The sequence below is a fragment of the Cupriavidus sp. IDO genome (assembly GCF_000812465.1).
Lineage (GTDB): Bacteria > Pseudomonadota > Gammaproteobacteria > Burkholderiales > Burkholderiaceae > Cupriavidus.
In genome coordinates, this window is sequence record NZ_JWMA01000081.1 from 87,511 (window position 1) to 109,141 (window position 21,631).

Annotated in this window: 17 protein-coding genes and 2 pseudogenes; 12 read left to right on the forward strand and 7 right to left on the reverse strand. The window is 61.8% G+C overall.

Translation table 11 applies throughout. The features are described 5' to 3' along the window. Positions 1 to 132: 132 nt before the first annotated feature. The 4 genes and pseudogenes from RM96_RS23025 to RM96_RS40590 form a co-directional block, all read left to right on the forward strand. Positions 133 to 1,494 (forward strand): MFS transporter, encoded by a 1,362-nt coding sequence (locus RM96_RS23025; protein WP_039013940.1) that lies wholly within the window; start codon positions 133 to 135, stop codon positions 1,492 to 1,494. Between the two features lie 90 nt (positions 1,495 to 1,584). Then, the gene (locus tag RM96_RS23030; RefSeq protein WP_039013941.1) at positions 1,585 to 3,276 is read left to right on the forward strand and encodes an FAD-dependent monooxygenase; all 1,692 of its coding nucleotides are present in this window, start codon (positions 1,585 to 1,587) and stop codon (positions 3,274 to 3,276) included. Between the two features lie 21 nt (positions 3,277 to 3,297). After that, positions 3,298 to 3,492, forward strand: a complete 195-nt coding sequence (locus tag RM96_RS23035) for a hypothetical protein (protein ID WP_039013942.1) — start codon at positions 3,298 to 3,300, stop codon at positions 3,490 to 3,492. Then, a pseudogene (locus RM96_RS40590) lies at positions 3,489 to 3,767 on the forward strand (hypothetical protein); the annotation flags it as partial. The gene RM96_RS23035 and the pseudogene RM96_RS40590, both read left to right, overlap by 4 nt. 322 nt (positions 3,768 to 4,089) lie before the next feature. Here the strand turns inward: RM96_RS40590 and RM96_RS23040 are convergent. Next, positions 4,090 to 4,719, reverse strand: coding sequence for a trimeric intracellular cation channel family protein (locus RM96_RS23040; RefSeq protein WP_193752509.1), 630 nt, complete (start codon positions 4,717 to 4,719; stop codon positions 4,090 to 4,092). Then, positions 4,716 to 5,981 (reverse strand): M20 family metallopeptidase, encoded by a 1,266-nt coding sequence (locus tag RM96_RS23045; RefSeq protein WP_039013945.1) that lies wholly within the window; start codon positions 5,979 to 5,981, stop codon positions 4,716 to 4,718. Before RM96_RS23045 ends, RM96_RS23040 begins: the two co-directional genes overlap by 4 nt. Positions 5,982 to 6,307: 326 nt before the next feature. Between RM96_RS23045 and RM96_RS23050 the strand changes: the two genes are divergently transcribed. The 3 genes from RM96_RS23050 (at position 6,308) to panP (ending at position 10,156) form a co-directional block, all read left to right on the forward strand. Next, entirely contained in the window at positions 6,308 to 7,339 is a 1,032-nt protein-coding gene (locus tag RM96_RS23050) for a patatin-like phospholipase family protein (protein ID WP_039013946.1), read from the forward strand. 428 nt (positions 7,340 to 7,767) lie between these two features. After that, on the forward strand, positions 7,768 to 7,986 hold the full coding sequence (locus RM96_RS23055; protein ID WP_039013947.1) for a hypothetical protein: 219 nt from the start codon (positions 7,768 to 7,770) through the stop codon (positions 7,984 to 7,986). A gap of 517 nt (positions 7,987 to 8,503) precedes the next feature. Next, positions 8,504 to 10,156, forward strand: coding sequence for a pyridoxal-dependent aspartate 1-decarboxylase PanP (gene panP / locus RM96_RS23060; RefSeq protein ID WP_039013989.1), 1,653 nt, complete (start codon positions 8,504 to 8,506; stop codon positions 10,154 to 10,156). A 171-nt stretch (positions 10,157 to 10,327) separates the two neighbouring features. On the opposite strand, the gene RM96_RS23065 is transcribed toward panP, so the two are convergent. Next, positions 10,328 to 10,651, reverse strand: coding sequence for a helix-turn-helix domain-containing protein (locus RM96_RS23065; protein ID WP_039013948.1), 324 nt, complete (start codon positions 10,649 to 10,651; stop codon positions 10,328 to 10,330). 578 nt (positions 10,652 to 11,229) lie between these two features. Here RM96_RS23065 and RM96_RS23070 point away from each other — a divergent pair. Further along, complete coding sequence (locus RM96_RS23070; protein ID WP_039013949.1) at positions 11,230 to 14,643, forward strand: adenylate/guanylate cyclase domain-containing protein; 3,414 nt, start codon at positions 11,230 to 11,232, stop codon at positions 14,641 to 14,643. Positions 14,644 to 14,809: 166 nt separating this feature from the next. Here RM96_RS23070 and RM96_RS40945 read toward each other — a convergent pair. Continuing rightward, a pseudogene (locus RM96_RS40945) lies at positions 14,810 to 14,911 on the reverse strand (IS5/IS1182 family transposase); the annotation flags it as partial. After that, entirely contained in the window at positions 14,869 to 15,000 is a 132-nt protein-coding gene (locus RM96_RS40950) for a helix-turn-helix domain-containing protein (RefSeq protein ID WP_082016676.1), read from the reverse strand. The gene RM96_RS40950 and the pseudogene RM96_RS40945, both read right to left, overlap by 43 nt. 169 nt (positions 15,001 to 15,169) lie before the next feature. Here RM96_RS40950 and RM96_RS23075 point away from each other — a divergent pair, with 169 nt between their 5' ends. From RM96_RS23075 to RM96_RS23090, 4 genes are all read left to right on the forward strand, one after another. Next, positions 15,170 to 16,729, forward strand: coding sequence for a cryptochrome/photolyase family protein (locus RM96_RS23075; protein ID WP_052279689.1), 1,560 nt, complete (start codon positions 15,170 to 15,172; stop codon positions 16,727 to 16,729). 341 nt (positions 16,730 to 17,070) lie between these two features. Then, complete coding sequence (locus RM96_RS23080; RefSeq protein WP_039013950.1) at positions 17,071 to 17,505, forward strand: universal stress protein; 435 nt, start codon at positions 17,071 to 17,073, stop codon at positions 17,503 to 17,505. Between the two features lie 89 nt (positions 17,506 to 17,594). Beyond that, entirely contained in the window at positions 17,595 to 18,671 is a 1,077-nt protein-coding gene (gene pstS, locus RM96_RS23085; protein WP_039013951.1) for a phosphate ABC transporter substrate-binding protein PstS, read from the forward strand. Positions 18,672 to 18,993: 322 nt separating this feature from the next. Continuing rightward, a complete protein-coding gene (locus RM96_RS23090) occupies positions 18,994 to 19,638 on the forward strand; it encodes a HugZ family pyridoxamine 5'-phosphate oxidase (RefSeq protein WP_039013953.1) in 645 nt (214 codons plus the stop codon). 222 nt (positions 19,639 to 19,860) lie between these two features. On the opposite strand, the gene RM96_RS23095 is transcribed toward RM96_RS23090, so the two are convergent. Both RM96_RS23095 and RM96_RS23100 read right to left on the reverse strand, forming a co-directional pair. Continuing rightward, positions 19,861 to 20,106, reverse strand: a complete 246-nt coding sequence (locus RM96_RS23095) for a FitA-like ribbon-helix-helix domain-containing protein (RefSeq protein WP_039013954.1) — start codon at positions 20,104 to 20,106, stop codon at positions 19,861 to 19,863. 227 nt (positions 20,107 to 20,333) lie between these two features. Further along, complete coding sequence (locus RM96_RS23100) at positions 20,334 to 21,380, reverse strand: GGDEF domain-containing protein (protein WP_039013992.1); 1,047 nt, start codon at positions 21,378 to 21,380, stop codon at positions 20,334 to 20,336. Positions 21,381 to 21,631: the final 251 nt, after the last annotated feature.

A 21,631-nucleotide genomic window follows, 5' to 3' on the forward strand; every position in this document is an offset into this window, starting at 1 on the left:
CAACCATAAGCGGCCGTCGCGGCCCGAGCGATCCCAGGACGTCGAGGCCAGCCAGCGCAGACGGCAACGCCGCAAAGGCAGCGCGTTCGTTCTATCCATTTGCCGGCATACGGCGCCGCAGGAGAAGCCCCCATGAGATCACGCCTTGGATTCGTCCAGACCGCAAATGATGCGCCGGCTGCGCAGCCAAGCCACAGCAGCGAAAGCCGGCAGATAGTCGCCAAGGTGTCGCGTCATCTGCTGTGGTTCCTGTTCCTGTTGTTTGTGGTCTCGTTTCTCGACCGCATCAATATCGGTTTCGCGGCCCTCACCATGATGAAAGACTTGGGCCTCTCCAGTACCCAGTTTGGCCTGGCAACGACCTTGTTCTACCTGGCTTACATCGCCTGCGGCGTGCCGAGCAACATTGTGCTGGCACGGATCGGCGCGCGGCGCTGGATTGGCGCCCTCATGATCGCCTGGGGGCTCGCTTCCACCGCTACCATGTTCGCTACCGATGCGAGGACACTGTATTGGTTGCGCATGCTCGTGGGTGTCACCGAGGCCGGCTTCCTGCCTGGCATGCTGCTGTACCTGACGTTCTGGTTCCCGGCGGCCTATCGCGCACGGGCCAACGCGCTGTTCATGATCGCGATGCCGGTCACGGCCGCCTTTGGCTCAGCGATCTCGGGCGTGATCCTGGGTCTGGACGGGGTGTACGGGCTCAAGGGCTGGCAGTGGCTGTTCCTGCTGGAAGGGCTGCCAGCCGCCGTGCTCGGCCTGATTGTGTACTTCTACCTCAATGACGCGCCGGCACAGGCGCGCTGGCTCACGCCGGATGAGAGAAACACGCTTGCCCGGTTGTTGGCGGCCGAGCACAGACCCGACCCGGTGCCACGGGCGTCTGCCGAGAAGCCCCGCAGCCTGTGGTCGGAACTGACCTCGACCACCGTGCTCAAGTTCTCGCTGGCCTACTTCTGTCTGGTCAACAGCCTGGCGATGGTGGCCGTGTGGACGCCTCTCATCGTAAAGAGCTTTGCCGGCGGCGCCAGCAATACCACCATCGGCTTGTTGGCCGCCATCCCGCAGGTGTGCACGATCATTGGCATGATCTGGTGGGGTCGGCGCTCGGATCGCGCCCAGGAACGCCGCTGGCACACCGTGCTGCCGATGTTGTGCGCGGCCGCAGGCTGGCTGCTGACGGCCTGGTCACCGCAGCCGGCAATTCAACTGCTGGGCGTGTGCCTGGCCTCCACCGGCGCTTACACCGCGATGTCGATTTTCTGGACGACGCCAGATCATGCGTTGAGTTTCGCAGCACGAGCCCTTGGCATCGCCGTAATCAATGCCACCGGCAACATTGGATCTGCCCTCAACCCGCTGGTAGTGGGATGGCTCAAGGATATGACGCACAGCTTCACCACCGGCCTGCTCTACGCGGCAGCGCTACTGGTAGTGGGCTGCGCGGTTTTCCTGGTGCTTCCGATTCCTCGAGCACCGAAGCCCGCAGCCTGACGGGAAGCGCCATTGTTCCGTTCGCACGCCGAAATCGTCGCTCTCGATCCGGCACGCCCACTTTCCAATTCCTGAACAGGAATCAAGCTTATGCATCAGCCCACTACCGAAGCTCGCCCGTCGATCTACTATGACTACCAGGTGTTCACCCCCTGGCTGCCTTCGTCCCATCCCACGCAGGAGCGCAAGAAGGTAGTCATTGCCGGCTCCGGCCCGGCCGGCATGGTCACGGCGCTCGAACTGGCCCGCCATGGCGTGCCCAGCGTAATTGTCACCGCGGAACTGCAGGTGTCCCAGGGCAGCCGGGCGATCGTGTTCACGCGCCGGTCCATGGAAATTCTGCAGCAGGTCGGTGTGGCCGGGCTCATGACGGAGAACGGCTTGCCCTGGCGCTTTGGCAATTCGTACTACCGCGGCCAACATGTCTTTCGGATGGAGGCCCCGCACGATCCGGACGAACGTTTCTTCCCCATGCTCAATATCCAGCAGCAGTACATGGAGGAATACCTGCTCGACGCCTGCGCGGCCAACCCGTTGATCGACTTCCGCTGGGGCAACAAGGTAGTCTCAGTCGAGCAGGAGGCTGACGTTGCTCGCGTTGAGATCGACACCCCCGAAGGCCCCTACACGCTGGAGACAGATTGGCTCATCGCGGCCGACGGCGGTCGCTCCGGGATTCGCGCCGCGATGGACCTGAAGATGGAAGGTGCCTCTTATGAGGGCCTCTTCGTGATCGCCGACATCAGGATTGATCTTCCCCTGCCGACGGAGCGGCTGGCGTTCTTCGACCCCGATTGGAATCCCGGGAATACGATTCTGATGCACCGCGAGCCACACGGAATCTGGCGGGTGGACTACCAGCTGCCTGCGGCTGAAACGCCCGAGGAGGCGCTCAGGCCCGAGTCGCTCAAGGCCCGCATCGATGCTCAACTCGCGATGATTGGGTACGCCGGTACCCCTTGGGAGATGGACTGGTGTTCTGTCTACTCGGCACGCACCCTGACGCTGCCCGATTATGTACACGGCCGTGTGATCTTCACCGGCGACGCGGCCCACCTGCTGCCAATCTTCGGCGTGCGCGGTGCAAATACTGCATTCCAGGACGCGCAAGCGCTGGGCTGGCATCTCGCCTTCGTCATCAAGGGCCTGGCCGGCCCCAAGCTGCTGGCCAACTACAGCACCGAGCGCGTCGGCGCAGCCCGCGAGATCATCGAGGAGGCGGGCAAGAGCACACGCTTCATGACGCCGCCCAGCGAAGGCTTCCGCCTGCTGCGCGACGCGGTGCTGTCGCTGTCGCTCAGTGAGGCGTTTGTGCGACCGCTTTATCACTGGCGCACTTCGCGGCCGCACGAGTATACCGATTCGGCGCTCAACAGTCGGGGGGACGACAACGCGCTATTCGCGAAGGGTCCTGCGCATGGCGCCCCGCCGCAAAACATTCGCCTGTCAGCCGACGATTTCCTGCTCGATCATCTGGGTGGCGGCTTCGATCTGTTGTATTTCACCGAGGCGCCAGCGCTGCCTGACCCGCTTCAAGACGTCGTCCGAGCGAGCCGCTCCCGCGGCGTGCCACTGCGGGTCATCGCCGTCGGAGCGACACAACCGGTGGCCGGCGCTGACCTGACTCTTGAAGACGTCAATGGCCACTTCCGCCAGCGCTATGGCGTGCCGGCCAGCGGCGCCGCCTACCTGCTGCGTCCCGACCAGCACATATGTGCCCGCTGGCTGACGCTGGATGCGACGCGCCTACAAGCGGCCCTGCACACGGCCTTGCCTCAGTAACAATCTCTCAGGAGAGCCTCTATGACTGCCCACCACAAAAGCCTCACCATTGCCGGCCTTGAGTCGGTCTACGACGCCCTGGCGAGTGCCATCGATCAGACGGGCGCGGACAAGACTGAGTTGTTTCTGGTCAAGCTGGCGCTGCTCAACGCCAACGCACTGGGAAATCCACAGCAATTTCAGCAACACGTACAGGTCGCGTTGAAGGACCTGTGAAGCGCGCTCGCCACGAGCACAAGCATAGTGGACTGAGATTCGTGACACCTGTGCAGCGCCACGGTGGCGTGGCCGCGGCGGTCCTGGCGCACCGTGAAGCGGTCTATGCTGAGGTTAAGGCCAGAACGCCCGAGCGTTGGCCCGGGCCAACTCGGAACTGGGGTTTGGACGATGAGGTCTGGCTCAATCCGGAGCGGATTGAGCCAGCAGAAAAGACAGGCCCTCGCTGCTGTCCGAGTCTTGGCTACCGTGCCGGCGGTAGCATCATGTACTGATGCAACATCATGTGATTCATCATCATCTGCTGCATGCCCAGGCAACAAGCTGGTTCCTGATGCCGCTCGTACGAAGCTGGCAGACGGCAATGCAAGAAGCGAGCTAACCGATATCAAGGCCATCGCCGTCATCTTTCCTATAGGCGCGGCGGTCGATGGAGGCATCTCCGTGATGGGCACGGGCGCCGACTTCGCCGCGGTGAATGCTAATTGCCCAGCGTGACTGAGTGTTTCTTGGCATGGCTCTGCCGAACCCATTCGCCGCAATTGCACTTGCGCTGAGTTCGACTGCGACGGATCGCGGCCGGATGCCGCACTGCACTCATTGCGCAACGTCACCTCTACGGACAATAGGAAGACTCCAGGAATAGCGCAGTGCGAGGAGGCGGATTGCAAGGCATATCGACACAGCGAACCAAGGGGTGACTGCCGCCCTCCACTCCATGAGTTGTCCGAGAACCTGTATGGCTGCCCCAATCAGTGCAGCAAGTGCGTAGATTTCCTTATGCAGGATAATCGGCACGCGATTAAGCACCACATCTCTCGCTAACCCGCCGCCCACAGCAGTCACCATGCCGAGAATGATGGCAACCTCGATGTTGTGGCCTAACAGCAGTGCCTTGTGTGCGCCAATGACAGCGAAGAAGCCCAGGCCCAGCGAGTCAAAAAAAACGATTGGATGCTTAAGGTGATCAATAATGGGACGCGCCCAGATTGCCATGGCTGAGGCCATCCCCGACATGGCAAGGTAACGCCAATCGGAGATGCCGACCGGCGGTAGAGAGCCAAGGCACAGGTCTCGAACGACTCCACCGCCACAAGCCGTCAGGTAACTGATGGCTACAACACCAAACAGGTCAAGACGCCTCTGCTCGGCTGCGATTGCGCCGCTGACTGCAAAAGCGAAGGTGCCGAACAGGTCAACCAAAACAAAAAGGTTGTGTTCCATCATGCCTCTTGGGAAGAGCAAAGCCAGGCAGAGGCGGCCGTGAGCATCGCCTGAAGGCCCGTTTCCAGCGTCGGATGAATAACCGGTGCAAATTTTGGGGAATGATTGCTCGGTATCTTGTTGACTTGTTTAGCCGCCTTGGCTTGTGCATAAACGTCAGGGTCGGTGCCACCGACAAACCAGAAGACGTATGGGACATTCCAGGTGCGCCCAAAGACGCTGAAGTCTTCACTGGCCGATGCCGGCGCTGCTTCGTGCGCGTTGTCGCCAAACTGGGCTTTGAAGACGTCAGCCACTCGACGCGTGGCAGCAGCATCGTTTTCCGTGAGCGGATACGAGTTGAGAGTGGTGAACTCGGGTGGCCGCTCGGCGTTCGATGCGTCGCACTCGGCGCAGCAAATCCGCTTGATAGACGCCAGCATGTACTCGCGCACGTCTTCATCGAACGTGCGCATATTGAGCTTTATCGTGGCTTCGTCGGGAATGATGTTTTCTTTGGTTCCCGCTTGTAGCGCGCCAATGGTCAGGACCGCATTGTCCATTGGCGAAATCTCACGCGAGACGATGGTTTGCAGGCGCAGCGTCGTGGAGGCGGCCATGATGACCGGGTCGATGGCAGTATGAGGCTGAGAACCGTGAGAGCCGCGACCAAATAGCCTGATTCTCAGGCTATCGCCCGCCGACAGGATAATCCCGGGGCGGTAACTCACCGTGCCGCTCGCCCCCACCATGACATGCTGACCCAAAATGATGTCCGGCTTGGGGAGGCTTGCTTCATCCCAGTCATTAACCATGCTGTTGGCGCCGGCGGCTACCTCCTCCCCCGGCTGAAATACCACCATGACCGTGCCCTTCCAGGCATCCTGGTGTTCGGCAAGGATGCGGGATGCGCCCATCAGCCACGTCACGTGCATGTCGTGCCCACAGGAGTGGGCCACGTCGACTTCCACCCCCTCGTCATCCTGGGCCTTGACGGTACTCGCATAAGGCAAGCCCGTATTTTCGGCCATGGGCAGCGCATCCATGTCCGCGCGAAGCATCACGGTCGGGCCTTCCCCGTTGCGCAACACTCCGACGACGCCTGTGATGCCCACGCCGCGCGTCACTTGGTAACCGAGTCCTTCGATATAGTCCGCCGCGACCTTGGCGGTTTGGACCTCTTGCATTGAAAGTTCCGGGTGCTGGTGCAGGTCCTTGTAGACGGTTTCGAGTTCCGCCCCCAGCGTGTTGCTGTGGCCTGCCAAAGCTTGGATGAGTGCGTTCATGGGGGGAATCTCCAAACGTAGTTGTTTAGTGTATGCGTCATCCGGCCGCTGTTGAGGACCACTACTGGTTCGGACGGGGCCTTCCTGCGTGCCCTGCTGGACCGCCCCTGTATCTACCAAACGGATCTATTTCAGGCCCGCTGCGAAGCCCGCGCCCGCAGCAACCGGTCGTGGCGGCTCGCCCAGCCAGCACCGCACTTCTATGATGGGAACTGAGTCAAGGAAATTGGAAGCCACTCCTCTCGCGACACGAGCAACGGCCAGCTTAGCGGGCAGGGGCTCGGGGGCGGCTCGACAATACAAGAAGCACTGCCCACGAGGCCACCATGAATGCGAAGCAACCACCCGCGATTCGCCGCATCAATATCGCGCTGCAAGGGGGCGGTACCCACGGGGCCTTCACTTGGGGGGTGCTCGACCGACTGCTGGAAGACAGGCGCATTGAGATCGACGGCATCAGTGGCACCAGCGCCGGCGCGATAAATGCCGCCGTGCTCGCCTACGGCCTTGCGAGCGACGGCGCCGAAGGGGCGCGGCGGGCGCTCGAAACGCTCTGGCGCAAGGTATCCGAATGGGCGCGTTTAAGCCCCATGCAACCGAGCTGGCTGGACAGAATGATGGGCAGCGGCCATATGGAACTGTCGCCAGCGTGGCTGATGTTCGACCATCTCACTCGCTTCCTTTCGCCCTACCAGTTCAACCCGTGTAACCTGAACCCGCTGCACGACATACTCGCCGAAATAATTGATTTCGACGTGTTGCAGCACAGCCGGAGCGTCAAGCTGTTCCTGTGCGCCACCAATGTGCTGCGCGGACGCATTCGCGTGTTCAGCACTGCCGAGATCGGCATCCAGGCAGTCCTGGCCTCGGCCTGCCTGCCGTCGCTGTTCCAGGCAGTGGAGATCGACGGCGAGTATTACTGGGACGGCGGCTTCATGGGCAATCCGCCGATCTATCCGCTGATCTATGAGACCGACAGCCGCGATGTTCTGATCATCCGCATCAACCCGATCCACATCCCCCGGGTGCCGACCACGGCACGCGAAATTCTTGACCGCATCAACACGTTAAGCTTCAACTCGTCTTTGATGCGCGAGATGCGCGCGATCGACTTCATCACCCGACTGATCGACGATGGCGCGCTCGACCCGGCGCGCTACCGCCGCATCCTGATCCACAGCATTGATGCCGAAACCGAAATGGGGCGACTGGGGGCGTCGAGCAAATTCAACGCCGACTGGGACTTCCTGCGGGAAATCTTCGCGCTTGGGCGCGAGCGAGCCGATACGTGGCTGATAGCGAATTTTGAAGCACTCGGGCGACACTCATCGATCGATGTCGCTGAAACCTTCCTGTGAGTGAGGAAGTGAGTTGCATGCCTGGCGTGGGTAGCTTTGATTTCGGTCGCGACCACCTCCGCCTACCGGCACAGCGCCCGCTTCATCGGCTCAATGGACAACTAGAGAGGACACGCAACGGCACGAGCCCGCCAATCCGTTGATCGATCTACAACAACGCCAGTTGCTGCACTGCACGAGCAAAGGTACTGGGGCCTACAACTCAGAATGCGCATCGATTCCCAGGCGATTCCTGACGTAGTCCACCGGCTTTTGCCAGAATATTTCCGGTTCTGGTCAGATTATTGTGGGTATTGAAACCGATCATTGTGGGCATAAGGGTTTACCGCTATGCTGGAAATCCCTAGTATTCGGCCATCGGATGCCGCAGTGCAACAAGCCGGACCAAAAGCATGGCATCCCACCAGTCTGAAGAAAGAGGTTGAGCCATGCATACCAATCGCCGTGCCCTAGTCGCTGTCGCTGCACTCGCTGCCACCCTGGCGGCTGCTCCGGTGTTTGCCAAGAGTGGCAAATTCGATACTTACACTGACGGCGCGCGGTCGGGGAAGTACGATGTTTATACTGACGGCGCAAAAAGCGGCAAATTCGACACTTATACGGACGGCGCCAGGTACTACATTGCGTCCGACCGCGCCTCCCTCTAAAGGCTGCAAATCCCGGTCGGGGGACACTTCCCCCAAACCTAGTTCAGCGCTCCCGAACCCCACACTTCCCCAGAGTGTGGGGATTTTACTTTTCAGGAACCAGGACTTTCAGGCACCCGACACGGGGGACGTGCCGGGAGAACCTTGCAATAGCACATATTCCCAGAAGTAATAAAGAACGTGGCTTTTATGCGCGCGACGTCAGTTGCTCGAGCGCGCGCTTGGCGCCACTGTCCCGCTGCTGGAGCAATTGAAGTGACAGCGAGACGCGCCCCGTATCCATCAATGGATACTCACCCCCTTCAGGCGTGCGATCATTTCCAGAGACCCTCTGTTATTTGGTGCTGGTGCTGAGCGCTCCGCAGGGCGCCCACTAGAGAAGGCGATTGATGGTCGTCAACGGGCAGCAGCGACGTCGTCAAACGTGCCGGTCGGGGCCCTCGGCCATCCGCATCCGTCCGATCCGGCATAATGCCCAGCGCACCATGGCGCTACGGGATTGAACTGGGTAATGCAAATGAAGCCGGACATCTCTCGCGAAGAGACCTCACAAAGCACGGACGGGGGCGACGACTGCCCCTTGCGCTGGTTCGACGCGGATCGGGGTGCCTTCGAAGCGCTCGAGCGATGGATCGCCGAGCATCCGGCGGATTTCTTTGCGGGCGAGCGTTTTGATCCGGTTGGCGCGTGCGCCACACGCGAGGCTGTATTCGCGTCGGTTGAAGTGCCCGAGACTCCGACATCGCCGCAAGCGCATGCCGATCATTTGCTCAACGACGTGTTTCGGCACGTGATGCCCGTGGCATCGCCTACTTTCGTCGGACACATGACGTCGTCGCTGCCGTCGTTCATGCCCTCGCTGGCCAAGGTGGTAGCAGCGCTGAACCAGAACGTCGTGAAGCTCGAGACGTCAGGCGCGCTGACAGGGCTCGAGCGCCAGGTCATCGGCATGCTGCACAAGCTGGTGTTTGGGGAGGACAGCGCGTTCTATGCGAGATGGCTGCACGATGCCGACCACGCGCTCGGCGCGATCTGTTCTGGCGGCACGGTCGCCAACCTCACCGCGCTATGGGCGAGCCGCAACAAGTTGCTGGGCGCGCGTGATGGCTTCGCCGGCATCCATCGCGCCGGACTGGTGGCTGCGCTGCGTCATTACGGCCATGACGGGCTTGCGATCGTCGTCTCGGAGCGCGGGCACTACTCGTTGCGAAAGGCAGCCGATGTCCTTGGCATCGGGCGCGACAATCTCGTGCCGGTCGGGGTCGATGCAGACGGTCGCATGCGCATCGACCTGCTGCGCGACACCCTGCGTGACCTGCAGCAGCGCAACATCCGGCCGATGGCGATCGTCGGCATAGCGGGGACGACGGAGACGGGCGCGGTCGATCCGCTCGACGCGATTGCGGATGTTGCTCAGGAGGCCGGCTGCCATTTCCACGTGGATGCCGCATGGGGCGGCGCAACACTGCTGTCGGAGCGCGAGCGCTGGCGCTTCGCGGGCATCGAGCGTGCCGATTCCGTCGTCATCGATGCGCACAAGCAGTTCTACGTGCCGATGGGGGCCGGCATGGTGCTGTTCCGAAGTCCGGCGTGGACACAGGAAATCATCCAGCATGCGAACTACATCGTGCGCAAGGGCTCAGTGGACCTGGGACGCCATACGCTCGAAGGATCGCGCGGCGCGGCGGCAGTCATGCTCTATGCGAACCTTCATCTGCTCGGTCGCAAGGGATTGGCGCAGTTGATCGAACGTAGCATCGATAACGCCCGCTACTTTGCGTCCCTGATTGCGCAGCAGCCGGATTTCGAGCTCGACAGCCACCCGCAGCTTTGCATCCTGACCTATCGCCATGTGCCCGAGACCGTGCGTGCCGCGCTGGCAACGGCTTCGGCCGACAGGCGCGAGAAGATCCTGGACGCGCTGGATGCGCTGACCATCAGCATTCAGGAAATGCAGCGCGATGCCGGCCGCTCGTTCGTATCGCGCACGCAGTTGATGTCGACACAGTGGGGTGGCCGCCCGATTGCCGTTTTCCGCGTGGTGCTGGCCAACCCGGATACGACGCATGCCATCCTGCAGGACATCCTCGACGAACAGCGCGCGCTGGCAGCGGCCAGCCCATGCATGGTGCCGCTGATGGCGATGGTGGGGGCGCCGGACGCTGCGTGAGGCATTTGCAGCTGGCGGGGGCCAGTGAAGTGTAGATGGAATGGTCGCCTCCCGCCTCGGCAGAACGCCCACCTGGCCTGCGGCGCAGCTTTCCAAGCTCTGATGTCGCATGTGCCACAGTGATAACTCTGTCGCAGCCTGCCAGCGTGACAAATTTATTCTGCGCTACGACTAGGCATGCGGTTCCCACACCGCGTCCTTGCCAACCTCAACCGCATGGGCCGCTGCCTGCTCGAGCCAGGGCGCATGCGCCTTGGGAACGACCAACATGGTCAAGCCCAGTCCGTCCAGCACCCGCAGGGCGTGCTCGAGATTGACGCCCTTGCCATTCTCCAGCTTGGACAACATGCCGATGGAGACCCCGCAATGCCTTGCCGCCTGGTCAATCGGCAGCCCGTCATCGGCCCGGGTAGCGCGAATGCGGTCGCCGAGTTGGGGAATGGTGCGAATCGTCGCGCGCGAAGGAGGCGTCGGATCAGGTAGGGGTCGCGGCATGGGGAAAGGATGGCGGGAACAGCCGCTCGGCTGCTGCTCGCCATGTAAATTCATTTTCGTGAAACTATATCAGGTTTGGTGATGGTCGCCCGCAGGCAGGACGGGCGTGCACCGGCGAGCAGTCCACTGGCTGCCGCGCCATTGCTAACGCCACAGGGTGTTGGCTTGTGGTCATGGCGATTAATTGCATTTTATTGCAGCCCGAGTGGACGACCGGGCAACTGCTACCTCCGACTTCCTGTGGCAGCCGAGTCGGATGCTAGCCGGCAATTCTGGTGGGCAATTGGCCTCGACCAGTACGCGCATGTGCTCACCTATCTCGCCATAGGCTGGTTGGGAGGCTGAACTGATTCCAGTAAGGCCGTTGCCCATCGGTGAAGGCCTTTGCTCGGGGCGATGCCGCAACCGTCACGCTCAATGGTTCACTGACGGATCTGACCTCAGTGATCTGTGCGAATCCAAAAGGCCTGGTGGGAGGGGTGCTACGGCCCCGCGCGCGCGGAGCAGTCTCCATTGATACCAAAGTGGAGAAAGCGTCTAATCATCCAGAGACAGAGACCTGACGTGACGAGGTCTATATGCATTGCACAAATTGCGGTTCCGAGAACCCCACTGACGCAAGGTTCTGCAAGGATTGCGGAGCACGACTGGGACGCCGCTGCCCGCATTGTGGCCATGAATCGGGTTCCGCCGACAGATTTTGTATCGCATGCGGCGCATCGCTGATCTTACCGGCTGTCGACCCTTCCGATGGAAATCTGCCAACGGCGGCGCCCGCTCCCATCGACTACACCCCACGCCACCTGGTCGAACGCATCCTGGCGCAGCAGGCGGCGATGGAAGCCAGGGGCGGGACCGGCGGCGAGCGCAAGACCATTACGGCGCTGTTCGCCGACATGGCAGGCTCCACGGCGCTGATCCACGACCTGGACCCGGAAGAAGCGCGCCGCCTGATCGATCCCGTGATCGCCCTGATGATGGAGGCCGTGCATCACTACGAAGGCTATGTCGCCAAGTCACTGGGCGACGGCATACTGGCCCTGTTCGGTGCGCCCATCGCGCATGAAGATCACCCGCAGCGCGCGCTGTATGCGGCGCTGCGGATGCAGGAAGCGATGCGCCGCCACAGCGACCGCATCCGCCTGGAGCAAGGCATACCGCTCCAGATCCGGGTGGGCATCCACACCGGTGAGGTGGTGGTGCGGTCCATCCGCCGGGACGACCTGCATACCGACTACGATCCGGTAGGACACACGATCAACATCGCCTCGCGGATGGAAAGCATCGCCACGCCGTCTTCCATTCTGGTCAGCGAGGCGACCTGCAAGCTGACGGAGGGGTATTTCGACTTCAAGGCCCTGGGCGCGACCCAGGTGAAGGGCATTCGGGAGCCACTTGCCGTGTATGAGGTGCTGCGCCTGGGCGTGTTGCGCACGCGCCTGCAGGTGGCGCAACACCGCGGCCTGGCGCGGTTTGTAGGCCGCGAGGGCGAACTGGCGCAATTGCGTGACGCGCTGGAGCGGGCCAAGGCGGGACACGGGCAGATCGTGGGCGTGGTCGGCGAGGCCGGGGTCGGCAAGTCACGGCTGTTCCATGAGTTCAAGATGTTGTCGCAGCGAGGCTGCATGGTGCTGGAGACCTTCTCGGTGTCGCACGGCAAGTCGTTCGCGTACCTGCCGCTGATCGACCTGGTGAAGAATTATTTCCAGATCGAGCCGCTCGATAATGAGCGCAGGTGCCGGGAGAAGGTCGCTGGCAGGATGCTGATGCTGGACCGCACGCTGGAAGAGTTGCTGCCTTATCTGCTCTTCCTGCTGGGCATCAGCGAGCCGGGTTCGGCATTGCCGAACATGGATCCTCGCATCCGGCGCCAGCGCACGTTCGACGCGATCACGCGCCTTCTGGTTCGCGAGAGCCACAACCAGCCGCTCGAGTTGATCTTCGAGGACCTGCAATGGCTGGACAGCGAGACCGAGGCGTTCCTAGATGTCCTCGCCAGCCACCTGCCAGGTGCCAGGATCCTGCTGCTGCTCAACTATCGGCCCGAGTACCTGCATGGCCGGCACCAGCAGGACGCCTACACCGAGCTCCGGCTCGATCCGTTGGGCCAGGCCGAGGCCCAGGAACTGCTCGCCGCGCTGCTTGGCGACGATCCCGCGCTGATGCCGCTCAAGCGGCTCATCCTGGACAAGACCGAGGGGAATCCTTTCTTCATAGAGGAAGTGGTGCAGACCTTGTCCGAGGAGAAGGCCCTGCTCGGCGAACCTGGCCACTACCGCATCGAGCAGACCCCTATCGCGCTGCATATTCCCACCACGGTCCAAGGCGTGCTGGCCGCCCGCATCGACCGGCTGCCCCGCGCCGAGAAAGACTTGCTGCAGAGCCTTGCCGTGATTGGCAAGGAATTTTCCCTGAGCCTGATCCAGCGCGTGATCTCCCAGCCGGAGGAGCACTTGCAGCCGCTGCTGGCCAGGCTGGAGGCCGGCGAATTCATCTACGAGCGGCCCGCATTCCCGGATACGGAATACATGTTCAAGCATGCGCTGACCCAGGAAGTCGCCGGCAACTCGCTGCTGACCGAAGAGCGCACCGCGCTGCACCAACGCACGGCGCAGGCGATCGAAGCCCTGTTCCAGCATCAGCTGAAGGATCACTACAGCGAGCTGGCCCGGCACTACAGCCTGAGCGGCAATGAACCGAAGGCCATCGAGTACCTGCAGTGCACCGGCCAGCAGGCGGTACAGCGCTCCGCGTACTATGAAGCGATCCGCCACCTGAATGCCGCGCTGGAATTGCTCCAGCGCCAGCCCGATTCGCCCGAACGCGCACGCCATGAACTCACGCTGCGCCTTGCCATCGGGCCGGCGCTCATCGCCGCCAGGGGCTTTGCCTCGTCCGAGGTCGAAGCCAGTTACAGCCGTGCCCTGGCGCTGTGCGGCGAAGTCGGGGAGACCCCACAGCTCTTTCCCACGCTAGTCGGCTTGCGCACGTATTTCTCCCTGCGCGCCGAGCATCGCAAGGCTTACAGGCTGGGCAAGCGACTGCTTGCCCAGGCCAAGAAGACGCAGGACCCGGAGCTATTGGGCGAGGCCCATGTCTCGCTCGCCACGACCTTGTATTACTGCGGAAAGTTCAGGGCCTCCGATGGCCACCTGCGAGATGCGCTCGCCCTCTACGACGCCGAACCGGATCACGTCCACGTGAATATGCATGGCGTCGATCCAGAGTCACGGGCGCTATCCTTTTCGGCATTGGTCCTGTGGAATCTCGGCTATCCGGACCAGGCCTGCAAGCGAGCACAGAATTCGCTCACGCTGGCCCGGCAGCTGTCCCATCCCTTCAGTCTCGCGCATGCCTTATGCCTGGCGGCCGAGCTGCACCAGTTCCGCTGCGACCCAGGGTTCACGCAGGAGTGCGCCGACGCGGCCATCGCGCTCTCAAGCGAGCAGGGCTTCCCCGTGTGGCTTGCCTGGTCGACCGTCCTGCGCGGTTGGGCGCTGGCCGAGCAAGGGCAGCATGAGGAAGGCATCGCGCAGATGCGCCAGGGGCTGGCGGCGTACCACGCCACGGGCGCGGCGCTGGGGCATTCGCACTTCCAGGAACTGTTGGCGCAGATCTACGGACGCATGGGCCAGGTCGATTCAGCCCTGGCCGCGTTGGCCGAGGCGGGAGATGCGGTGCAAAGGACGGGTGAGCATTTTTGCGAAGCTGAGTGGCATCGGACCAAGGGCGAGGTGATCCTTCAAGGCTGCCGTTCTGATGGCCTTCTGTCTGAAGATGACGCGCAAGCGTGTTTTCACAAGGCGATCGCGGTAGCCCACAAGCAGAATGCCAGGTCGCTGGAGTTGCGGGCCTCACTGAGCCTTGCGCGGCTCTGGCAACACCAGGGCAGGCCCGAGCCGGCCAGGCAACTGCTGGACCAGATCCGCAGCGCGTTTACCGAGGGGCTGGACAGCGCGGACATGCGCGACGTCGTGGCGGCATGCGGTTGATGACCATGACTGCGACTGCTGCGGCGACGGCAGCCCCAACGCAGCAAAGGAGATTGCAATGTCAGATGACCTTGTGATTCGGAACACGACACGCGCGGAGCTGAGGAATCGCTGATCAATGAGGTCTTCGTTTGACGCGGCCAATGGCTTTAGCTTTGGCTTTTCACAATAAGGGAGAAACGGGCCTGCTTCTTTCCATATCCGTCAGCAAGCGATGGCGGCACGTTACCCGCTTCTTGCCGTGGCTTTCTGCTTCCGCAAAACTGATCTGTCGCCTTGCTCGTCGCGTTCATTCTGCAGCGCCAGCGCCTGGTTGAACACGAAACGACACGACCCGGCGAAACTCGTATCAGCCATTGAAGCTTGTCAAGGACGCCTACGGCGTCCGCGCTATCCTTCCCCGCCCTGAAGGACCCTGAAGGACGGGGCTTGCCGCGCACCGGGTCAAAAGGTGCAAAAATGCGGTGCAGGCGATAGCCCGCAAATGAGGCCGTTGCACAACGCTCCACGGGACCAAATTAAGGCGATGCCGAGATTACGTTCTCCTGCTTCTGAAACGTCCGCCGGCACCACACGCCTGCCCTACCGGATCGACCGCGAGTTCGCGCGTGGCCTAGTCTGGTTCCGGCGCGACCTGCGCGCCGACGACCACGCAGCGCTGCACTATGCCCTCAAGCACTGCTGCCAGGTGTGGTGCGTGTTCGTGTTCGATCGCGAAATCCTTGATCCTCTGATTGCGCGCGGGCTCAAGGCCCACCGACGTGTGGAGTTCATCCTGAGGTCGTTGGAGCCGTTGCGCAGGGCGCTGACCGATGCGGGCGGCGGCCTGATCGTGCTTGACGATACCGCGCGCGACGCCATTCCCAGGCTGGCGGCCGAACTCGATGTCGAAGCCGTCTTCACGAACCATGACTACGAACCAGCGGCCAAGCGGCGCGATACTGCCGTACGTCAGGCGCTGGCTTCCGACTCCCGGGTGCTGTTCACATTCAAGGACCAGGTCATCTTCGAGGCTGACGAGCTCCTGACCGGCCTGGGCCAGCCGTTCAGCGTCTTCACGCCATACAAGAATGCGTGGTTACACGAGTTGCAGCCATTCGACCTGCAACCGTATCCAGTCGACAAGTACCTGGGCGCGCTGGCGCCGGTGCCCCGCCAATATCAAAGGACTCCGCCAATGCTGACTGATCTCGGCTTCGCTACCAGCAATCTTGCCGAGATTGCGATGCCCACGGGCAGTGATGGCGCTCATGCCCTGTTCGAAGAGTTCATCGGCCGCATCGGCGACTATGGCCATCGGCGCGATTTCCCCTCGCTGCGCGGCCCGAGCTACCTGTCGGTGCACCTGCGCTTCGGCACGATCTCGATCCGCACGCTGGCGCGGGCCGCGCATGACGCAGCGCGGCGCGGCGCCAGCAAGAGCGCCGGCGCGGCGGTCTGGCTGTCCGAACTGATCTGGCGCGACTTCTATTTCATGATCCTCCACCACCATCCCCGTCTGGCCGACGGCAAGTCTTTCCGCCCCGAGTATGATGCGCTGCGCTGGATCGATCCTGCCACGGGCGACAGGTACTTTCAGGCATGGTGTGACGCGCAGACCGGCTATCCGCTGGTCGATGCCGCGATGCTGCAGATTCGCCAGAGCGGCTACATGCATAACCGGCTACGGATGGTGACTGCGAGCTTTCTCGTCAAGGACCTCGGCGTCGACTGGCGACGCGGCGAGCAATATTTCGCCGACCTGCTCAATGATTTCGATTTCTCGGCCAACAACGGCGGGTGGCAGTGGGCTGCGTCAACGGGCTGCGATGCACAGCCGTACTTCCGCATCTTCAATCCGGTCACGCAGTCGGAGAAATTTGATCCGCAGGGGCGATTTATCCGCAAGTACTTGCCGGTGCTGGCGCAGGTGCCGGACAAGTACATCCATGCGCCATGGACGGCGCCGTTGGATGTGCTCGCTTCAGCGGGGGTGAAGCTTGGGGAGAACTATCCACTTCCGATCGTGCAGCACCACGTTGTGCGGAAAGAGACGCTGGAAAGGTACGCGGCGATAAACAGATCAAAGTGGGCGCCCGCCAACTGAGGCCATTTACGGTCAGCGTTTCATTGTTTGGCGTTTTGTCATTGACCGCGGAAAGCCCCTGTCGCGCGGTGCACTGCGCCTCGTCATCCAGAAGGTGTTCGGCATGGCCGCCGAGCGCGTACGCGCGCATGGCTTCGAGTGGGACGCTCAGGCCCAGGCCCGGCCACCGCCTCTGGGCACTGGCTGTGCCGTACGGGCAGCCCGCTTCCACTCGGCCGCGTACGTTGGGAATCGGCAGGCCGGCGAATGGACCGGTCCTATGCTATTTTCCACTCCCAAAACGGCGATAAATGCCTAATCTGGAAGGAATCGCAAAGTGCTGTTTCGATAGGAGTCAGGCCATGTTCAAGCACATACTGCTGCCCACCGACGGTTCGGAGCTTTCCGGGAAGGCCGCTGCCGCTGCCATTGAGTTTGCCAAGGCGGTTGGGGCAAAGGTCACGGCGTTTACTTGCATGGATGAGTATCCCTTCCTGACATCCGCCGACGCAGGTCACCAGACCCGCAAGGCGTTTGAGGAGCACGCCGCGATCGAGGCCAGGGCACGGCTGAACCGGGTCTTGACGGCCGCACAGGCGGCCGGAATTGCCTGCGGTACGGATACGGCGACGACTCCAACCCCATACAAGGAGATCATCGACGCCGCCAACCGTAACGGCTGCGATGTGATTTTCATGGCTTCCCACGGGCGCCGCGGCCTTGCGGGCCTGCTGGTGGGGAGCGAGACACAGAAGGTATTGACGCACTGCACGACCCCTGTGCTGGTGTATCGGTGACGGTGAGGCTTTCTACGTGTCAAGGGAATCGCGGTCATGCTTCGTACGCAAACAAGTACAATCGGGCGAAAATCGCCGCCTGCCGCCCCATGCCTTATAAAGCCGCACTAGCTCTTGCCGCACTGATACCGTTTACATCCCCGTTTGCGAACGCGCAGGTTCGTGGGGCAGGTTCAACCGCCGCAGCCCCTGTCTACCAGATTTGGGCCGACTCCTACAAAGCGTCCACAGGCATAAATATCGCGTACGAAGCCGTGGGCTCGAGTGAGGGCATGACGCGCCTACGCGAGGGAGGCATCGATTTTGGGGCGTCGGATGTGCCACTGTCTGCGCCGGAAGCTAAGCGTGTCCATCTGGTGCTGGTGCCAACCGCGGTTACCGCAGCCGTCCCCGTGGTCAATCTTCCTTCTGTTGCCCAAGGCCAATTGCGGCTTACCGGCGATGTGCTGGCCAAGATATTCCTTGGAAAACTTGACGCGTGGGATGCAGCTGAAATTCAAGCGCTCAATCCTGGCATCTTGCTTCCAAAGCTAAGGATTCGACCAGTCGTACGCGCTGACGGTTCAGGGACGACCTTTCACTTCACGGATTATCTGAGCAATGTCAGCGACGATTGGAAGACTACCTTCGGCACGAAGGCTTCCCTCTCCTGGCCGGCCGGTTTTCTGCCTGCAAAAGGAAGCAGCGAGGTTGTCCGAGTGGTCCGAAGCACCCCAGGAACCATCGCTTACATCGACTACAACTACGTGCTCGACGCCGGGCTAAGCCCCGTTCAGTTACGCAACGCTGCAGGGAGTTTCGTTACCGCTCAGGTCAGCAGCTTTCGCGAAGCCGTGCTGAATAGCGACTGGAATAGAAAGGGCGATTTTTCCGGTAGCCTCGTCAATCGCCCGGGCCGAGACACATGGCCCATTACGATGGGCACGTTCATCGCCGTGCCGGAAATCAGTAAATCCGCAAAGCAAACGCTAGCTGCGCTTCGCTTTGTCACATGGGGATACTTGCACGGAGACGACTTGGCCCGACGGGCGAAGTTCGTCCCCCTGCCGGAACGCGTTCAGGCAAATGCTTATCGCGAACTCGCGCGGGTCACTGATGAGTCCGGTGCCATGATTGGTTTGCAAAGCATGGCGAGCACGCCCGACCCCAAGCGAAAGACGCCTTGAATTTGCCAAGTCCCCAGCGCACGAAACTTTCATGACAATCCGCGCTTGGCTTCGCAACGAGGGTTGGTGAATTGCGGCCTTCAAGGCTCGCCGGCGCAACTTGTCGAACTGTGTGCTCGGCTAAGCGACGGCATGCCGGCAGCCCTCGTGAAGCGAATTCAGGTCACAGATGTACAACCACCGTTTGCACGCTTCCACAGCTTCGCGTGCTTGCCTACTTTGTGAGGCATGGCAATGCGCTGCCGCTTGCGACGCACGCACGCACGCACGCACGGACACGAATGCGCTACCCTAGGTTGGTTGACCAGCGAACTGAGTGAAAATGTTTGTCGAGCACGCTATCCATCTCCTGCACGAAGCCGCTTACGGCACGCTTGCTACCCACTCAGCTATCCTGCCTGGTTACCCGTACGCGACGGTGGTGCCATATGTCCCCGACGAAACCCAGCGTCCAGTGGTCTGTCTCAGTGCCTTGGCCGAGCACACTAAGAATTTACTTGCAGATTCGAGAGTGAGCTTGTCAGTGCTGCAACCCGAAGCCACCGACATTCAGACGGCACACCGGCTGACGGTTGTCGGCGAAGCCGAGCGGTTCGAACCAAGTCCTGCGTTTCTTGCTCGTTACCTGCGCTATGAACCGGGGGCGGAGCAGCTGTTGGCGCTGGACTTCATGTTCTTCCGATTGGGCACGAGGAAAATCAGATTCATCGAAGGCCTCGGACAGATGGGATGGCTGGATAAAGCTGACCTCGATGCCGTGGGCCAATTGTCCGGAGAGACTGAGACCACTCTTGTCCGCGAGGTCTCGCGCGTTGTGCCAGCCGGGGTTCGCGTACTCGGCATCGATTGCTATGGCGTCGACTACGCAGCCGGCGCGCTTCGGAAGAGGTTCCGCTTCCCGAGTCAGCCGCTGCTACCAGAGACAATCCTGGACGCAGCGTTAAACGCTGCACCGGGCCTTAGTTGACGGCATGATTTTGTTGACTATGTCTTAGCGGACCTATGCTTTGCGTCCGCGGCAAACGCCGCGCCACTGCTTTGGCTTCCGGGGGCCCTTATCGACCCGGCGATTGAGTGATACGCTGCCGGCAACTCGTAGGCAGATCCGCCGAGCGGTACATGCAAGCAATGGATGCGTGTCGCCAAGGGATTCATGCAGGCGCGCAGCGTTTTTTGTTGTCCAGGACGATCATTCAGGCAAATCCGCCGACCGCGGTCGCTCCACGCGCAAGGGCAGATCCAATCCCGGATCAACGAGCGTGGCAAATCGCTGATGTAGCCGGCTTCCCAGGCCGCCCGGGCCCGGTCGCTTGCTGAGCGCGCGCCGCAGAATCTCGCGCACCTCCTCCTCCATGGAGCAGCCGTGCTGAGCGGCTTCGATGCGCAGCCGTGCTTTCAGCTCCTGGTCAATGTTTCGAATGGCCAGCGCGGCCATGATAGCTCTCCTGCTAGCACTGAATGCAATGCCAGCATAATTCTAGCCCTCTCGTTATTTCGCGGGCACGGACCAAGGAAGCGGCGATCTAGGGGTGGCCATTGGCGCTGGTCGGGTCAGTCCGCCAGCGCCAACGTCAGCCGTTGCCTCTGCACCGGCACCATGTCCGCTTCGAACCATGGTAGTGCCTGCCCTCACAGACCGCCCTCACCCCCCACAGCGCGCCCTCAGCGCGAATGCACCTTGAACGCCTCGCCCCGCAAGCCCGCCCGATCTACCGCGGCGATGCGGTTACGGCCATTGTCCTTGGCGTGGTAGAGCTGCGCGTCGGTCAGGTTGACAAACGCCGACACCTCCTCACGATCTGTCGGCACCATGGTGCCAACGCCAAAGCTCGCCGTCACGCACTGGTTGTACGGCGAACGCACGTGCGCGATGGACTGCGCGGCGATCAGCGCGCGGCAGCGCTCCGCAGTATGCACGGCGGTATCAGCGTCGGTATCCGGTAGCACCAAGACGAACTCCTCGCCGCCAAAGCGGGCCACGAATGCCTGCGGCCCGGCGCCTTCCTGCAGCAGGCTGGCGATGTGCTTCAGGCATGCGTCGCCCTGCAGGTGGCCGTAGTAGTCGTTGTAGGACTTGAAGAAGTCGATATCGGCCATTATCAGCGACAGCGGCTTGCCCGAGGCCTGGCCCGCCAGCCACTCGCGCTCCAGCACGCGGTCGAACATGCGGCGATTGCCCACGCCGGTCAGGCTGTCGCGGAATGACAGATCTTCCAGCTCCTTCTGCAGGCGCGCGAGTTCCTCCTCGGTGCGCTTGCGTTCACTGATGTCGAACATGAAGCCGATCAGCGAATCGACTTCACCGCGGTGGTTGCGCACCACATGCACCACGTCGCGCAACCAGACATAGTTGCCGTCACGGGTCAGCGCTCGGTAGTCGGCCTCATGGTCGGTGCCGCTCTGCGACTGCGCCACACAAAATTCGACCACCGCGGCGCGGTCGTCGGGGTGCATGCGCTCGGCCCAGTCGTTGACCGTTTTCCAGGTCGACGGCGCCCAGCCCAGCAGCGCTTCGATTTGCGGGCCGATATAGACGAACTCCATCGTCGCCCAGTCGATCTTCCACGGGATGGCCTTGGTCGATTCCAGCAGCGTCCGGTAGACGGCGCCGTCGCCGTCGCCGAAGACGTGCTTGTTCGGGGCCAGGGTTTCCTCATGCCGCAGGAAAGCTGCCGGGAGGGTGATCTGTGACGTCTCTGCGCTGCTCATGTTGGCCATGGTCGCGATTGCCGGTTGGGAGCTTGGCAGAATATCGGCAGGATAGGCCGGATTCTGAAGTACCGCCTCCGACCCAGCGTGTGTGTCCCTCGCCAATGATCGTCGCGCTAGGACCCCTGGAGTATCGGGGGAGGGAGTGGGTGCCTAGGGTCTGTTTACATTTGAATAAATGTGTTTACATCTTGTCTTTTGCGCGAGCGAGGCAAGATGGTCCGGACGCTGTTGAGCGACGAGGTATGGCA

Excerpts from the sequence above, each read along its gene's own strand:
- RM96_RS23040 (WP_193752509.1), bottom strand. The coding sequence starts at position 4,719 with ATGATGGAACACAACCTTTTTGTTTTGGTTGACCTGTTCGGCACCTTC.
- RM96_RS23035 (WP_039013942.1), top strand. The coding sequence starts at position 3,298 with ATGACTGCCCACCACAAAAGCCTCACCATTGCCGGCCTTGAGTCGGTC.
- RM96_RS23090 (WP_039013953.1), top strand. The coding sequence starts at position 18,994 with ATGTTTGTCGAGCACGCTATCCATCTCCTGCACGAAGCCGCTTACGGC.
- RM96_RS23055 (WP_039013947.1), top strand. The coding sequence starts at position 7,768 with ATGCATACCAATCGCCGTGCCCTAGTCGCTGTCGCTGCACTCGCTGCC.
- RM96_RS23075 (WP_052279689.1), top strand. The coding sequence starts at position 15,170 with ATGCCGAGATTACGTTCTCCTGCTTCTGAAACGTCCGCCGGCACCACA.
- RM96_RS23065 (WP_039013948.1), bottom strand. The coding sequence starts at position 10,651 with ATGCCGCGACCCCTACCTGATCCGACGCCTCCTTCGCGCGCGACGATT.
- panP (WP_039013989.1), top strand. The coding sequence starts at position 8,504 with ATGAAGCCGGACATCTCTCGCGAAGAGACCTCACAAAGCACGGACGGG.
- RM96_RS23095 (WP_039013954.1), bottom strand. The coding sequence starts at position 20,106 with ATGGCCGCGCTGGCCATTCGAAACATTGACCAGGAGCTGAAAGCACGG.
- pstS (WP_039013951.1), top strand. The coding sequence starts at position 17,595 with ATGCCTTATAAAGCCGCACTAGCTCTTGCCGCACTGATACCGTTTACA.
- RM96_RS23030 (WP_039013941.1), top strand. The coding sequence starts at position 1,585 with ATGCATCAGCCCACTACCGAAGCTCGCCCGTCGATCTACTATGACTAC.
- RM96_RS23100 (WP_039013992.1), bottom strand. The coding sequence starts at position 21,380 with ATGAGCAGCGCAGAGACGTCACAGATCACCCTCCCGGCAGCTTTCCTG.
- RM96_RS23070 (WP_039013949.1), top strand. The coding sequence starts at position 11,230 with ATGCATTGCACAAATTGCGGTTCCGAGAACCCCACTGACGCAAGGTTC.
- RM96_RS23050 (WP_039013946.1), top strand. The coding sequence starts at position 6,308 with ATGAATGCGAAGCAACCACCCGCGATTCGCCGCATCAATATCGCGCTG.
- RM96_RS23045 (WP_039013945.1), bottom strand. The coding sequence starts at position 5,981 with ATGAACGCACTCATCCAAGCTTTGGCAGGCCACAGCAACACGCTGGGG.
- RM96_RS23025 (WP_039013940.1), top strand. The coding sequence starts at position 133 with ATGAGATCACGCCTTGGATTCGTCCAGACCGCAAATGATGCGCCGGCT.
- RM96_RS23080 (WP_039013950.1), top strand. The coding sequence starts at position 17,071 with ATGTTCAAGCACATACTGCTGCCCACCGACGGTTCGGAGCTTTCCGGG.
- RM96_RS40950 (WP_082016676.1), bottom strand. The coding sequence starts at position 15,000 with ATGGCTGATACGAGTTTCGCCGGGTCGTGTCGTTTCGTGTTCAACCAG.